Consider the following 13,357-nt stretch of genomic DNA (forward strand, 5'->3'; position numbering starts at 1 on the left):
GAGGAGTTTGATATGAGTATTTTCGATCGGTATGAATTGCTTGTGCCCGAGCGCAGTCGGAAGGAACTGGCGCTGTTGAGATGGGCGCTCGTGATCGTTTTCTCTTGGTTCGGCGCGATGAAATTCACGGCTTACGAGGCCGATGGCATCGCCCCTTTCATCGGCCATAGTCCGTTCATGAGTTGGCTGGGTATGTTCGGGGTACAGGGCCAAAGTTACCTCGTCGGCGTCATCGAACTGTCGACCGCAGTTGTGCTGGCCTTAGGGGCTTTCCGCCCGTTATTCTCAGCATTTGGCGCCCTTATGTCGGCGGCGACCTACTTCATCACGCTAACCTTCTTTTTTACGACGCCTGGGGTCGGGGAGCCGACTGCCGGAGGCTTTCCTGCGATATCCGCCGCTCCTGGGCAGTTTCTGCTGAAGGACGCAGTCTTGCTGGCGGCATCACTTGTTCTGCTGCTTGCGTCGGTCCAACCCAAAAATGAGGGCCTGGGCCGATGAAGATCGATCGGTTGTGAACATAGGCACGATGGTCTTGGACACACTCCGTGGAGAGTGGGCGCTTCGTCGCAACGTCCATCCGACAGGCGACCAACTGATTGGCGACGCGGCTTTCGCTCCGGCAGGTGAATCCGCGCTCGCCTATCAAGAAAGCGGGATACTACGGCTTAGGGATGGCCGCGAACTCTCCGCGTCTCGGCAATACCGGTATTGCGCGGTCGGCAACCGGGTAGCCGTTCAGTTCGCGGACGGGCCGAACACCGGGAATATGTTTCTCAACCTGGAATTCTCGCGCAAGAACTGGGGGTTCGAGGCAACCGGGACGCACTTCTGTGGTGATGACGCCTACCAGGCTTACTACCGGATCCTCGACGCGGGATCCTTTGAGACGGTGATCAGGGTTGTTGGCCCGCGAAAGGCGTATGAACTGACGAGCCGATACTCACGGGCGTTACGAACGACGCAGGACCGTCTACCCTCCCCGATGGCTTAACGCGCCTTTCCTGGCCAGCCTGTCACGTGCTTCGAATCCGAAAACGATCGTCGTCGTCATCACGAGGTAGGCAACTACGCCGCCGGGAGAAAGCGTAGGCATTGCGGCAAGGATCAAAGCGTCGTTGCCACCGGGTATGAGGCCGATGCCTATTCCCATCAAAGCGCCGCCGGCGATCGACCGCAGGATGCCGGCGGCCGTCGGCCGCTGGAGACGCAAGCGACCCTGGCGCACGGATGCCGTGATGGCCCCCGCAACCGAGGCAATGACCGCAACCAGTGCGACCTCGCTTGTTGGCGACATTCGAAGAGGAAGGCCGCGTTGGATGAGGTCAGCGAATGTCCATGCTGGCGAAAGAGCGTAGAGAAGCCCACCAGTGATCCCGAGGCCGATCATCGAAGCGCCAAACGCCCAGCTCTGCCTTCTTCGCGGTGGGGTCTTCCTCGATACGAAGATCACCGCCAGCGCGAGTACGGCGCTTAGGGCAAGAAGCGTAGCGGCCCCAGGGGCACTCGGCCTAGCGATGACACTTGGCCATGTCGCGACGGGGCCAAACCGGCCGAAGTCAGCGGCCAATATGCCGACTGCCAGTCCCGCAGGAAGGGCCAACAGTCGCATCTCCCCATCCCCTAACCGTGCCAGTGAACCTAGCAAGCAGGTGTCATTTATGAGCGCGCCGAGGCCGAAGGCGATGGCGCCGATGATGATGAGGCCGTTGACGCTCGTGGAGAGTGGGAGGGTCGCATTCAGCGTCCCCGACCAGGCGAGCGGTATCGCAACAAGGCCAGCCGCCGCAGACGCCGCAACAAATCCGACGAACATTCTTGGTCGGCGCCGTTGCTGCAGCTCATGAGCCGCTACGACCAAGCATGTGCCGCCTCGGTTTGCGGAATACCCGAACCAGAAGGCCAGTATGCATATGAGAAAGTCGAACGCGAACGGTGCAAAAGATATCAAGCCTGCCTCGGTTTCTCGTCAGCTCTTTTTCGAACGGCGCCGGCGCAGCTTGCGGGCGGGCTGAGATGCGTTTTCAGGAGGTGTCTCTCTCGAGTAGCCGACCACAGGCCACATACTCGCGACACCAGATTTCTCGTAACCGTTTGCGACAAGGAGCCGCTCGGACAATCTGCCTAGTTTGTTCAGATCAGCCGGCGACAGCGGCGAGACACACGCTGCAATCACCTGTTCGCGCGCTCTGAGCAAAGCGCCGGTCATTTTTACACCGGCATTGGTCAAGTGGATAAAGCGCGCCCTCTTGTCGGCAGTTTGTCGCCGCCTTTCCACCAGGTGATCGGATTCCAGCCTATCGATCAATCGGACCGTTCCCGCATGGGAAAGCCGGATCCGGCTCGCCAGGACGCTGATCGGCAAGCCCGGCTCGAAGCTGAGGAAAACCATCAATGCAGCCGCGGGGCCGCTCGGCGAAAGCGAGGCTGATGCGCTCGCGATGCTGTCAGCTACCGCAAGCGCAAGTGCACCAAAATGATATTTGGCGGCCTCGGGCTCCATCCGGGAAGAGTATATGCGTCACGCATAGACATCAAGCGCTCGAATATGTATGACCGGCGCATACATCTATCACGGATTCGGAGATGGTCATGCTCACTGATGGGCTCGGCTTGGATTCCCCATCTGAGATCGAAAAGCGGGGCCTCCAGCAAAGGCTTTGGAGCATCGCGCGCTGCTCGTGTGAACGGAAGCCGGGAACCGGGAATGCGCGTCATGCCTGATCTGACGCTCGATCTTCGATACCTTAAGTATGCTATCCATGTCGCCGAAGCGGGTAGTTTCCGCAGGGCGGCGGATCGCCTTTCGATATCGCAATCAACGGTCAGCCGCCGCGTTCAGATGCTCGAACGGCAGCTTGGCGTTTCCCTGTTCAAGCGCACGCGATCGGGCGCTGGATTGACGCCGGAAGGAGAGCGATTTCTGCAGCAAGCTGCGGTCGGGGCGAGGTATCTTCGCGAGGCCGCCACTGAGATGCGATCGGTCCGTAAACTTACGACTGGACTAGTCAGGTTCGGGATGCTCGAAGCGTTTCCGGCATGTCCCATTATCGACCTCTTGGCGACCTTTAGACAGCGATACCCGACGATCGAGGTGAAGCTCGAAGAAGGCACGTCAGAGCAGAACACCCTCGGCGTGGAGCGCGGGCTGCTAGACGCGGCGATCAGCCTGGGCGCAACGAAGGGCCCTCCGTTTCAGATTCGACGGTTGTGCGAACCCGACCTCTTCGTTGCCCTATCACCCATACACCAACTCGCGTCGCGACCGCGGCTCGCCTGGGAGGACATTTGCGACGAAGTCTTTCTTGTCCGCTCGGATGGTGCCGGGCGCGAACTCGCAGCTATTCTCCGGCGGATGCTGGGCGCTGCCGAAGAGGCGATCCAACTGTCTATCCAGCAGGTCAGCAGGGAAACACTTCTGACCATGGTCGAGCAAGGCTTCGGGCTGACGATAACGAGCGTCGTGCATCGGCCCGATATTGCATTGGTTCCGCTCACACCCGCGCGGGCGCCGACGGCGGCTATGATTTCGTCGAGCGATAACGACAATCCGGCTCTGCCGCTGCTGCTGAAGTGCTTCGATGTCCTGCCAGCCTTCACGCGGAGCAGCGCCAGTTAATCGGAGGCGTTCTGGGTCTTCGTACGCCTAGCCTTCGAGAACCCTCGATCGGTTGCGATGAACCGCTGCAACATCGGTACGATCAACCGCGCGGGCTCGACAGCAGGCATACCTTGTTCGCGCCCTAACAAATCCGCGTAATCGGAAAGGTCTTGGTGGAGAGCCGCCGGCAGCTCCACCTGAACCTTGATCGGCTTCTCGTCGGCGATGGGACCTAGCTTGAGCTTCGACATCATCAGCCCCCATAAGGTTCGAGAACGAGATCACGGGTCACGACGACACGGACAGGAAATCCCGGCCGGATCGTCAATGTTGGAGCCACGTTGAGCTGCCGTCTGACGATCTGCTGACCGGCATCGTTGATCGTGTCTTGACCGCCATTCCGGATCGCCTGGATGAGACGGTCGTCATTGTCGGCGGCGAGCTCGGCGCCGACTCCGAGAAGAGTCGAGAGACCGGCGGCCTTGGCAAGATCCCACCAGTGGTAATCGACGCCATCCTGCAGGCCGGCATAGCCTTCGACGTCTGCGCCGGACTGGCGCTCAAGCACTATCGAACGGCCATTTGGGAAGATCAGTCGATTCCAGACTAGCAGGACGCGGCTTTGACCGAATTGCACATTGTTATCGTACTGGCCGATAATGCGCGTGCCTTGTGGCACGAGCAGAATGCGCCCTGTCGGGCTGTCGTAGATGTTTTCGGTCACCTGAGCGGTGATCTGGCCCGGGAGGTCGGATCGGATGCCGGTTATAAGAGCTGCCGCGATAACTGCGCCGGCCTGAAGTACATTTGGCGACGCTGGAGCAACGACGCGATCGGGCGACACCGTCCGTCGATCGGTCGCTGCGTTCAGGAAAGCGTTCTGACGCTCCTGCGCGGAGGGGGTGGCCGGCGGAGGTGCGAGGCCGAGGCTCGCCAAATCCGGAGCGTGCGGGAGTGCTGGGGCAGCTCCCGCTGCAGCGGGAGCGCCCCGGCTGTCCGATCCGGAGAAGAGGCGGCTGGTCCGCGCGGTCTCGATCTCCTGAAGGCGGCGCTGCTCTTCCGCGCTGATACCGGGGTTGGGCGTGGCGATACCGGGTGCGGGCACCGGCTGTCCGCGATCCTGGGTGCTGAGGATCGGTCGGCCGAGGTCACCGGGAAGGGGCGGACCGAGTTGGGGCACGCCACTGTAATCTCGCGGCAGGCCGGCCAAGCCGTCAGCCGTCGAGCGATTTTCGGTCGAATAGAGTTCGTCGTTGGGCCGACCGGCGTCGCGCGTCTGAAGCGCGTAGAGCAGTGCACCACCGAGGCCGACGCTGGCGACAAGACCAAGGCCGGCGAGGACCTTGCGCGATAGTCGAGTGACGCGGGGCGGTTCGGCGCGCAGACGCATCGGCGCTGGCCCGACCGGCTCGCCGGTCAGGGGGTGTGCATCATCGTCTGGCACTTCCTCATTTGGGGGCGAGTTCGCGCTCACGAGGTGGGCCTCCCGTCTGTTCGGACGATCCTGACGCGCTTCTGCTCGCGACCGGAACCGAACCGCAGTTCCGCCGCCGCGAAGAGTCGATCGACGATCATGTGGTGGCCGCGAACGCGGTAGTTCACCAGTTCTGAGGTGTTGCCCTCGGGCCCGACGACGAAGAGCGGCGGCATCTCGCCCTGACCAATGCCTCGCGGAAACTCGATGAAGACCTGGCGACCGTCGTCGAAGGCGCGCAGTGGGCGCCAAGGAGCGCGGTCACCCTCGATGGCATAGCGGAAATTGACGTTCGCGAGATCGACACCGCTCGCAACCGGTTGAGCGGCCTGCGCGTCGGCGTTCTGCCGGCGCAGCGCGATGAGTTGATCCTGCGGATACTGCCAGGACACGGAAGCCATGTAGGTTCGCTCTGTCGACCGCAACTCCATGTGATAGGTGCGCATGTTGGTGTTGATGACCAGGTTCGTCATCAGGTCGGCCCGTGTGGGCTTCACGAGGATGTGGATCTGGCGCGTCGCGCCCGATCCGCTCTCGGTGTCGCCGATGATCCAGCGCACCGTGTCCCCGGCCGCAACAGGGCCTGCACCGACAAGCTGTTCGCCGGGCTGAAGCGCAATGTCGGTGATCTGACCGACAGCGGTATATACCTGATAGAGCGCGCCTTGCGTCCAGGGATAGACCTGCATGGAGTTGATAAAGCCGTCGCGCACCGGCTGGACGCGGGCCGCCTCATTAGCCTGGTTGACGCGCGCCGTTGGGTTGGCCGGCTCGGGCGCGCGTCGCGTCTCCGGCACACGCTGCAACTGGCCGGGTAGCGGCAGCGGCCGCGGCAGTTCGACCACGGTGACGGGCGCTGGCGGATCGACGGTCTGCACGGCGGGAGCCGCGTTGTCGTAGGAGATCTCGGGCGGTGGGTTCGTGGTGGCGCAGCCCGCGAGCGCGGTTGTCGCCAGCAGGACCATCGGGATTGCGGCTCTGCGGAGAGCCGGGATTACAAATGCGTGTGAAGCCGGGTTTCCGGCTTTACGGAAAGACGGCTTCATTGCCCAAGCTCCCGTGACCAGTTGATGGCGTTGACATAGATGCCGAGCGGGTTGGCCCTCAGCCGATCGGCGTTGCGGGGGACCTGCACGACGATCGTCAGGATCGCGGTCCAGCGCGTGGTCTCGGCGAGCTGGCCGTTCTCATAGCGGCGCTCGACCCAGGCGACGCGGAAGCTGTCGGGCGAGGCGCGGATGACGCTTGAGACATCGACAGCAACCTGCTGTCGGCCGACCCGCGTGAACGGGTCGTTCGAGCGAGCATAGTCGTTGAGCGCCATGGCGCCACGATCAGTCGTGAAGTCGTACGCCCGTAGCCAGTTCTGGCGCACGATGATCGCGTCCGCCGGGATGCTGCGGACCTGTTCGATGAAGCGCGCGAGATGAAAGGCGATTTGTGGATCGGTGGGGCGGAAGTCGGCCTCGGCGGGTGCGACCGCCTGGGACTGACCCAGTCGATCGACCTGCACGACCCAAGGCACGACGGTCCCGCGAGCTGATTGCACGACGAGGGCGGTGGCGAACCCCGCCGTAAGGATCAGCGAGCCGAAAGCCATCAGCCGCCAGTTTTTCGCCTGGATCCTGGAGGCCCCGATCCGATCGTCCCAGACTTGGGCAGCACGTTGATACGGCGTCTCCGGCTCGGGTGCCTTGCCGTAGTGAGTGGATGGTCGTTTGAACATCAGCGGTCGCCTTGAGTCAGATTTACGGAGGAACCGCCGCCATGGGCGTCGCCAGAGCGGACGGCATGAGCCGTGGCCTGGGCGGCGTGAGTCATTTGCTGGGACCGGCGCATTCTCTGCGCCCAAGCCGGCGGCCCGCCAGCGCTCGCAGGCGCCGCGCCATCGCCGGCGGCATCACCCCCTATAGAGCCCATGGTGGACGTTCCGCCTGTCGCTTCGAACGCCGCTTTGCCGCCTGCGTTGAAGCTTGACCTCATGGTGTCGGCAGCGCGCGATGCGGCACGGCGCAGAGGTGAGACAGCCGCGCTGCCGCCTGCACGCGCAACGCCTCCGAGGCCGGAGGCCACCCCGGCCGCGCCGGACTGTCCGGCTGCGCCAAGGCTGTAGGCTGTGGACGCTCCACCCGCGATGGCGGCGCCACCACGAGCTGCGGCTGCCGCACCTCCTGCCAAGGCCGCGCCGCCGGAGGCTGCTGCGCCGACGGCGCCGGCGCCAAGAGCGACCACGCCGCCCGCTGCGAGGCCGGTTCCTATCGCCGCGCCTGCACTGAGCTGCGGGCCGCCAGAAACGAGCCCGGTTGCGATTCCGGGACCAAAAATGCCGAGGCCGAGAAGTGACAACGCGGCCAGCACGATCGCCATGGCTTCGTCGATCGACGGATTCTGCCCGCCAAAACCGGAAGTGAACTCTGAGAAGAGCGTTGACCCGATGCCAATGATGACAGCGAGGACCAGAACCTTGATGCCGGAGGAGATGACGTTGCCGAGCACGCGCTCGGCCATAAACGCGGATTTGCCGAACAGGCCGAACGGGATCAGGACGAAGCCGGCGAGCGTCGTCAGCTTGAATTCAATGAGGGTGACGAACAGCTGGATAGCGAGAATGAAGAAGGCGAGCAGGACCAGCGCCCAGGCAAGAAACATGCAGGCAATCTGGATGAAGTTTTCAAAGAACGACCAGTAGCCCATCAGGCTGGAGATGGAGTCGAGCAATGGTCGACCGGCGTCTAGGCCGGTCTGCGCAACTCTTCCCGGGCGCATGAGGTCCGCAGTTGAAAATCCGGTGCCACTCGCCTTCAGCCCGAGACCGGCGAAGCTTTCGAAGACGATACGTGCGAGGTTGTTCCAATTGCCGATGATGTAGGCGAAGACGCCGACGAAGAGCGTTTTCTTCACCAGCCGCGCCATGATGTCGTCGTCGGCGCCCCAGCTCCAGAACAGTGCCGCGAGCGTCACATCGATGACAATCAGGGTCGTGGCGATGAAGGCGACCTCTCCGCTAAGCAGGCCGAACCCGCTGTCGATGTAGCGAGTGAAGACCTCGAGGAAGTGGTCGATGACGCCGGTGTTGCCCATGATGCTATCGCGCTTCGTTGATCTGTGGCGTGCTCGGCGCGGTCGGCGCGTGATCTTGCGCGTCTGTCCCTCGTGGTTGAGGGCTGAAGACGTCATCGGTGGGTGACTCTACGTCCGGCAGGCGCTCAGCGGGACGAGAACCGGGCGCGAGAAAGCGGTGCCGGTTCTCAGCCCAAGCCCGGCGGCAGTCGGGGTCCCGCGGACCTTCTTCACCGAGTGCCTGGCAGCGGATGAGCGCGTCCCGCAGGGGATCCGCAGTTTCTTGAGCCGTTCGTCCGGACGGCCAAATCTCTGGCACTTCCTCTTTCCGGGACATCTCGATCGCGGTCGCGGTGATCGCAACCGCGACGAAAACCACAGCGCCCACTCGAGCGACCAACTTGCCGTCCACTGTCAGGCCCCTCAGTTGCCGTTCGGGAACATGCGGGCATTGCCCGGCTGGTAGCCGCTGCCGGGCGTGAGAAAGCGACGGCGCTGCTCACGACCCTGTTCCGCCGCTGCGGCGCGCTCGGCTTCGGAGAGGCTCTGAGCGCGCCCGTTGGCGGCGACGACGGCGGTGAGGTCGGCGAGCTGCTGGGCCTGCAGTGCGAGCAGTTGATTGCCGGCCTGCGTCGCCTGCAACGCCCCCGTCGCGCCCTGGCTTTGGCCGATAAGCGCTGACATCTCCGTACGGTTGGTGTCGATATTGCCGACAACACCCGCCTGGACTCGCATAGCGTCCTGCAGACCACCGACAGTGTTCTGCCAGCGCTCCCGCGCCTGTGTGACGAGCGCCTGATCCGAGGCGGACATCGAGGCATTGCCATAGGTGGTCTGGAATGCTCGGTCGATCTGCTGGACGTTGAGGGCTATCCCCTGCGCCTGGCTTAGAAGCTGTTGCGTCCGCTGAACCGACTGTTGAAGCTGCTGAAGCGAAGAGTGCGGGAGGCTGGCAAGATTGCGCGCCTGATTGATCAGCATCTGAGCTTCGTTCTGAAGCTGAGTGATTTGCTGATTCACCTGCTGGAGGGTCCGCGCCGCAGTGAGGACGTTCTGGGCATAGTTCGTTGGGTCGTAGACGATCCACTGAGCGGCAGCCGGGGTGCTGAGGACCGGTGAAAGTGCGAGCGGGACCGCGAGGAGTGCGGCCGTCACGCGCAGTGCGCGACTGTGGGTTTGAATCAGACGTGTCATGGACGTGCCTCCGGGTCTTGTTGATTGACGTTGGTGAGGTCGGTGATCAGGTCAGCAGCCCAGTCGAGTCGGTTGGCCGCCAGCCACTCGGCGAGGAACCCCTCGGTGCCGCTTCGGGCGTGGACATCGGCGATCATCGCTTGATGCTGTTTGGATGAGGCTGCGCACAGCGCCAGCGCCACATCCGACAGGCCCAGCTCGAACAGGCGATTGCCCCGTCGCGACTGGCAGTAATAGTCTCGCTTGGGCGTTGCCCGCGCGAGGATTTCGATCTGCCGGTCGTTGAGACCGAATCGGCGGTAAATCGCGGTGATCTGCGGCTCGACCGCGCGCTCGTTCGGCAGGAGGATGCGCGTTTGGCAGCTCTCGATAATCGCCGGCGCTATCGCAGAGCCGTCGATGTCGGAGAGCGACTGGGTGGCGAAGATGACGCTGGCGTTTTTCTTGCGCAGCGTCTTCAGCCATTCGCGGAGTTGTCCGGCGAAGCGGTCGTCGTCGAGGGCGAGCCAACCTTCATCCACGATCAGGAGTGTCGGCCGGCCGTCGAGGCGGTCCTCGATGCGATGGAAGAGATAGGCGAGCACCGCTGCCGCTGCACCGGTGCCGATCAGACCTTCGGTCTCGAAAGCCTGGACATGCGCCTCGCCGAGATGCTCGGCCTCAGCGTCCAACAGCCGGCCGTAGGGGCCGCCGACGCAGTAGGGTCGCAGCGCCTGTTTCAGGTCATTGGACTGGAGAAGTACCGAGAGCCCGGTCAACGTGCGCTCGGCGACCGGCGCCGACGCCAACGACGAAAGCGCCGACCACAAATGCTCCTTGACCTCGGGCGTGACCGGCACGCTCTCTCGGGAGAGGATCGCGATCAGCCAGTCGGAGGCCCAGGCGCGCTCGGCGACGTCGTCGACGCGGGCGAGCGGCTGGAGCGACACACTCTCCTCGGAGCCCTCGGTCAAACCGCCGCCGAGATCATGCCAGTCGCCCTGCATGGCGAGCGCCGCGGCGCGGATCGATCCGCCGAAGTCGAAGGCGAAGACCTGAGATTGTGGATAGCGGCGGAACTGAAGCGCCATGAGTGCGAGAAGCACCGATTTACCGGCGCCGGTCGGCCCGACGATCAGCGTATGACCGACATCTCCGACGTGGATGGAAAGCCGGAACGGGGTCGAGCCCTCCGTTCTGCCGTAAAGCAGTGGGGGTGCATCGAAGTGCTCGTCCCGTTCCGGTCCCGCCCACACCGCTGATAGCGGGATCATGTGAGCGAGATTCAATGTGCTGATGGGCGGCTGGCGGACGTTGGCGTAGACATGCCCGGGGAGTGAGCCCAGCCAGGCGTCGACAGCATTGATGGTCTCAGTCATCGCCGTGAAGTCGCGGCCCTGAATGACCTTTTCCACCAGCCGGAGCTTCTCGGCCGCGACGCGGGGATCATCATCCCAGACGGTGATGGTCGCGGTCACGTAGGCTTGGCCGGCATAGTCGGCGCCCAGCTCCTGCAGCGCCATATCAGCGTCAGCAGCCTTGTTCGCCGCGTCGGTGTCAACGAGCGCCGATGCCTCGTTGGTCATCACCTCCTTGAGAATGGCGGCGATCGACTTGCGCTTTGCGAACCACTGCCGCCTGATCTTTGTCAGCAGCTTGGTCGCGTCGGTCTTGTCGAGCAGGATCGCTCGGGTCGACCAGCGATAGGGAAAGGCGAGCCGGTTCAGCTCGTCGAGGATGCCGGGCGTCGTCGCGGTCGGGAAGCCGACGATAGTGAGGATGCGTACGTGCGCATCTCCAAGCCGGGGCTCCAGCCCGCCGGTAAGCGGCTGATCGGCGAGCAAAGCGTCGAGGTACATCGGCGTTTCGGGCACGCGGACGCGATGGCGCTTCGTCGAGATCGTCGAATGCAGGTAGGTGAGCGTTTCGGCGTCATCGAGCCATACGCACTCCGGCATGAAGGCGTCTATCAGGTTGAGGATACGGTCGGTGCGATCGACAAAACTTCGGAGCACTTCGCGCGCATCGACGCCGGCATGGTCCCGACCCTCGTAAAGCCAGGTCTCGGCACGGGCGGCATCCTCGGCCGGCGGTAGATAAAGGAATGTGAGGAAGTAGCTGGATTCGAAATGGGCGCCGGCTTCTTCAAAGTCTGCCTTGCGCTCGGCATCGACAAGCGCTGAAGCGCTGTCGGCAAATGTGCTTGCCGGATATGACACGGCGCCATGGCGCTGCGCTTCGACGAATATGGCCCATCCGGAACCGAGGCGACGGAAGGCGTTGTTCAGCCGGCCAGCGACGGCGACGAGCTCGGCTGGCACTGCGCTGTCGAGGTCAGGACCGCGAAAGCGGGCCGAGCGCTGCAGGCTGCCGTCTTTGTTGAGGACGACGCCTTCGCCGGCGAGCGCCGCCCAGGGCAGGAAGTCGGCGAGCCGGGTATTCCGATTTCGGTATTCGGATAGGTTCATCATTGCCCGGCTCCTCAAGTCGCCAAGTGGCCGGGGATGCGCAGATGCTTGCGCACGACGTCGACAAATTGCGGATCACGTTTGGCCGCCCAGACGGCGGCGAAGTGGCCGACCGCCCATAGCGCCAGCCCGACCAGCCAAAGGCGAAGGCCCAAGCCAAGCGCGGCGGCCAGGGTGCCATTGAGGATCGCGAGCGAGCGCGGCGCACCGCCGAGCAGGATGTGCTCGGTCAGCGCACGATGAACCGGCACGGAAAAGCCCGGCACGTCCGCGCTATGATCCGCTCCAACGGCCATCAGACAAGCGCCCCGCCGCCGAACGAGAAGAACGACAGGAAGAAGCTCGACGCGGCGAAGGCGATCGACAGGCCGAACACGATCTGGATCAGGCGGCGCGCTCCGCCCGACGTGTCGCCGAAGGCGAGAGTCAGGCCGGTGATGATGATGATCATCACCGCGATGATCTTTGCGACCGGGCCTTCGATCGATTCGAGGATCGACTGCAGAGGAGCTTCCCATGGCATCGACGAACCGGACGCATGAGCGGCAGGTGCGAGGGCTATGGAAATGAAAGTGACGGAAGCCGCCGTGGCGATGTGACGGCGGATGCGCAGGGCATGCTTGATCATTACCTGTCTCCTGAGATGGACGGAATTGTTGGAGTGACGCAGTAGTCACCGTCGGGGCCCAGGCCTTCGACGCGGGCAAGCTCGGCAAGGCGGCGCGAGGAGCCGCGGCCGGAGAGCACCGCAACCAGATCAATGGTCTCGGCGATCAGCGCGCGCGGAACCGTGACGACGGCTTCCTGGATGAGTTGCTCCATCCGGCGAAGAGCGCCAATGGCGGTGCCGGCGTGGATCGTGCCGACGCCGCCGGGATGGCCGGTGCCCCAGGCCTTCAGCAGATCGAGCGCCTCTGCACCGCGCACTTCGCCGATCGGGATGCGGTCGGGACGAAGACGCAGCGAGGAACGGACAAGATCGGAGAGAGAAGCGACGCCGTCCTTCGTGCGCATTGCGACCAGGTTTGGCGCGGCGCATTGCAGTTCACGGGTGTCCTCGATCAACACGACGCGATCGGATGTCTTCGATACCTCCGCTAACAGGGCGTTCGTGAGCGTGGTCTTACCGGTGGAGGTGCCGCCGGCGACGAGGATGTTCCGCCTATGAAGAACGGCCTGACGCAGCGTTTCGGCTTGGTCGGACAGCATGATGCCAGCCGCGACATAGTCATCGAGCGTGAACACGGCGACGGCTGGCTTCCGGATCGCGAAAGCCGGCGCGGACACCACTGGCGGCAGAAGGCCCTCAAACCGCTCCCCTGTTTCAGGCAGTTCGGCGGAGACGCGGGGCGCCCCGGCATGAACCTCGGCCCCGACGTGATGCGCGACAAGTCGAACTATGCGTTCGCCGTCGGCTGGAGATAGGCGTTCACCGGTGTCGGAGAGACCTTCCGACAACCGGTCGACCCAGAGCCGCCCGTCGGGGTTGAGCATCACCTCGACGATCGCGGGGTCTTCCAGAAACGTGGCGATCGCCGGGCCGAGCGCAGTGCGCAGCATCCGAGCACCGCGAAGGATCGC

16 protein-coding genes are annotated in these 13,357 nt (G+C 63.6%); 3 read left to right on the forward strand and 13 right to left on the reverse strand.

Annotation, left to right across the window (positions count from 1 at the left end; all coding sequences use genetic code 11):
• Positions 1–12: 12 nt before the first annotated feature.
• On the forward strand, positions 13–501 hold the full coding sequence (locus tag ACPCJR_RS23120; protein WP_126006048.1) for a YkgB family protein: 489 nt from the start codon (positions 13–15) through the stop codon (positions 499–501).
• Positions 502–529: 28 nt separating this feature from the next.
• Positions 530–994, forward strand: coding sequence for a DUF6314 family protein (locus tag ACPCJR_RS23125; protein WP_241231373.1), 465 nt, complete (start codon positions 530–532; stop codon positions 992–994).
• Here ACPCJR_RS23125 and ACPCJR_RS23130 read toward each other — a convergent pair.
• Together ACPCJR_RS23130 and ACPCJR_RS23135 are read right to left on the reverse strand one after the other, a co-directional pair.
• Positions 974–1,951 carry a YeeE/YedE thiosulfate transporter family protein gene (locus ACPCJR_RS23130; RefSeq protein ID WP_277600427.1) on the reverse strand — a complete coding sequence of 326 codons (978 nt, stop codon included), beginning with the start codon at positions 1,949–1,951 and terminating at the stop codon, positions 974–976. The genes ACPCJR_RS23125 and ACPCJR_RS23130 overlap by 21 nt on opposite strands.
• Before the next feature lie 18 nt (positions 1,952–1,969).
• Positions 1,970–2,503, reverse strand: a complete 534-nt coding sequence (locus tag ACPCJR_RS23135; protein ID WP_126006004.1) for a MarR family winged helix-turn-helix transcriptional regulator — start codon at positions 2,501–2,503, stop codon at positions 1,970–1,972.
• Between the two features lie 204 nt (positions 2,504–2,707).
• Between ACPCJR_RS23135 and ACPCJR_RS23140 the strand changes: the two genes are divergently transcribed.
• Positions 2,708–3,619 (forward strand): LysR substrate-binding domain-containing protein, encoded by a 912-nt coding sequence (locus tag ACPCJR_RS23140; RefSeq protein WP_391515255.1) that lies wholly within the window; start codon positions 2,708–2,710, stop codon positions 3,617–3,619.
• Here the strand turns inward: ACPCJR_RS23140 and ACPCJR_RS23145 are convergent.
• From ACPCJR_RS23145 to trbB, 11 genes are read right to left on the reverse strand one after another with little or no spacing between them, the layout of a single operon-like run.
• Complete coding sequence (locus tag ACPCJR_RS23145; RefSeq protein WP_024350817.1) at positions 3,616–3,852, reverse strand: DUF2274 domain-containing protein; 237 nt, start codon at positions 3,850–3,852, stop codon at positions 3,616–3,618. The two genes, ACPCJR_RS23140 and ACPCJR_RS23145, sit on opposite strands and share 4 nt — an antisense overlap.
• A gap of 2 nt (positions 3,853–3,854) precedes the next feature.
• Positions 3,855–5,075 carry a TrbI/VirB10 family protein gene (locus ACPCJR_RS23150; protein WP_126006008.1) on the reverse strand — a complete coding sequence of 407 codons (1,221 nt, stop codon included), beginning with the start codon at positions 5,073–5,075 and terminating at the stop codon, positions 3,855–3,857.
• Positions 5,072–6,121, reverse strand: a complete 1,050-nt coding sequence (trbG, locus tag ACPCJR_RS23155; RefSeq protein WP_126006010.1) for a P-type conjugative transfer protein TrbG — start codon at positions 6,119–6,121, stop codon at positions 5,072–5,074. The genes ACPCJR_RS23150 and trbG overlap by 4 nt, the downstream gene beginning before the upstream one ends.
• Positions 6,118–6,801, reverse strand: a complete 684-nt coding sequence (gene trbF, locus ACPCJR_RS23160; RefSeq protein ID WP_024350821.1) for a conjugal transfer protein TrbF — start codon at positions 6,799–6,801, stop codon at positions 6,118–6,120. The genes trbG and trbF overlap by 4 nt, the downstream gene beginning before the upstream one ends.
• On the reverse strand, positions 6,801–8,156 hold the full coding sequence (gene trbL / locus ACPCJR_RS23165) for a P-type conjugative transfer protein TrbL (protein WP_062347423.1): 1,356 nt from the start codon (positions 8,154–8,156) through the stop codon (positions 6,801–6,803). Before trbL ends, trbF begins: the two co-directional genes overlap by 1 nt.
• 4 nt (positions 8,157–8,160) lie before the next feature.
• On the reverse strand, positions 8,161–8,547 hold the full coding sequence (gene trbK-alt / locus ACPCJR_RS23170) for a putative entry exclusion protein TrbK-alt (RefSeq protein ID WP_126006012.1): 387 nt from the start codon (positions 8,545–8,547) through the stop codon (positions 8,161–8,163).
• Positions 8,548–8,558: 11 nt separating this feature from the next.
• Positions 8,559–9,329 (reverse strand): P-type conjugative transfer protein TrbJ, encoded by a 771-nt coding sequence (trbJ, locus tag ACPCJR_RS23175; protein WP_062347412.1) that lies wholly within the window; start codon positions 9,327–9,329, stop codon positions 8,559–8,561.
• A complete protein-coding gene (gene trbE, locus ACPCJR_RS23180; protein WP_126006014.1) occupies positions 9,326–11,779 on the reverse strand; it encodes a conjugal transfer protein TrbE in 2,454 nt (817 codons plus the stop codon). The genes trbJ and trbE overlap by 4 nt, the downstream gene beginning before the upstream one ends.
• An 11-nt stretch (positions 11,780–11,790) precedes the next feature.
• On the reverse strand, positions 11,791–12,072 hold the full coding sequence (locus ACPCJR_RS23185; protein ID WP_024350825.1) for a VirB3 family type IV secretion system protein: 282 nt from the start codon (positions 12,070–12,072) through the stop codon (positions 11,791–11,793).
• Positions 12,072–12,404, reverse strand: coding sequence for a TrbC/VirB2 family protein (locus ACPCJR_RS23190; RefSeq protein ID WP_024350826.1), 333 nt, complete (start codon positions 12,402–12,404; stop codon positions 12,072–12,074). The genes ACPCJR_RS23185 and ACPCJR_RS23190 overlap by 1 nt, the downstream gene beginning before the upstream one ends.
• Complete coding sequence (gene trbB / locus ACPCJR_RS23195) at positions 12,404–13,336, reverse strand: P-type conjugative transfer ATPase TrbB (protein ID WP_275436986.1); 933 nt, start codon at positions 13,334–13,336, stop codon at positions 12,404–12,406. Before trbB ends, ACPCJR_RS23190 begins: the two co-directional genes overlap by 1 nt.
• Between the last annotated feature and the right edge of the window lie 21 nt (positions 13,337–13,357).

Origin of the sequence: Methylobacterium sp. NPDC097929 (assembly GCF_049543375.1) — a bacterium.
Classification (GTDB): domain Bacteria; phylum Pseudomonadota; class Alphaproteobacteria; order Rhizobiales; family Beijerinckiaceae; genus Methylobacterium.

What these genes read in the sequence shown, in the direction of transcription:
- ACPCJR_RS23190 (WP_024350826.1), bottom strand. Translation starts at nt 12,404, where the DNA reads ATGATCAAGCATGCCCTGCGCATCCGCCGTCACATCGCCACGGCGGCT.
- trbB (WP_275436986.1), bottom strand. Translation starts at nt 13,336, where the DNA reads ATGCTGCGCACTGCGCTCGGCCCGGCGATCGCCACGTTTCTGGAAGAC.
- ACPCJR_RS23185 (WP_024350825.1), bottom strand. Translation starts at nt 12,072, where the DNA reads ATGGCCGTTGGAGCGGATCATAGCGCGGACGTGCCGGGCTTTTCCGTG.
- ACPCJR_RS23125 (WP_241231373.1), top strand. Translation starts at nt 530, where the DNA reads ATGGTCTTGGACACACTCCGTGGAGAGTGGGCGCTTCGTCGCAACGTC.
- ACPCJR_RS23145 (WP_024350817.1), bottom strand. Translation starts at nt 3,852, where the DNA reads ATGTCGAAGCTCAAGCTAGGTCCCATCGCCGACGAGAAGCCGATCAAG.
- trbJ (WP_062347412.1), bottom strand. Translation starts at nt 9,329, where the DNA reads ATGACACGTCTGATTCAAACCCACAGTCGCGCACTGCGCGTGACGGCC.
- trbF (WP_024350821.1), bottom strand. Translation starts at nt 6,801, where the DNA reads ATGTTCAAACGACCATCCACTCACTACGGCAAGGCACCCGAGCCGGAG.
- ACPCJR_RS23140 (WP_391515255.1), top strand. Translation starts at nt 2,708, where the DNA reads ATGCGCGTCATGCCTGATCTGACGCTCGATCTTCGATACCTTAAGTAT.
- trbG (WP_126006010.1), bottom strand. Translation starts at nt 6,121, where the DNA reads ATGAAGCCGTCTTTCCGTAAAGCCGGAAACCCGGCTTCACACGCATTT.
- trbE (WP_126006014.1), bottom strand. Translation starts at nt 11,779, where the DNA reads ATGATGAACCTATCCGAATACCGAAATCGGAATACCCGGCTCGCCGAC.
- trbL (WP_062347423.1), bottom strand. Translation starts at nt 8,156, where the DNA reads ATGGGCAACACCGGCGTCATCGACCACTTCCTCGAGGTCTTCACTCGC.
- ACPCJR_RS23135 (WP_126006004.1), bottom strand. Translation starts at nt 2,503, where the DNA reads ATGGAGCCCGAGGCCGCCAAATATCATTTTGGTGCACTTGCGCTTGCG.
- ACPCJR_RS23120 (WP_126006048.1), top strand. Translation starts at nt 13, where the DNA reads ATGAGTATTTTCGATCGGTATGAATTGCTTGTGCCCGAGCGCAGTCGG.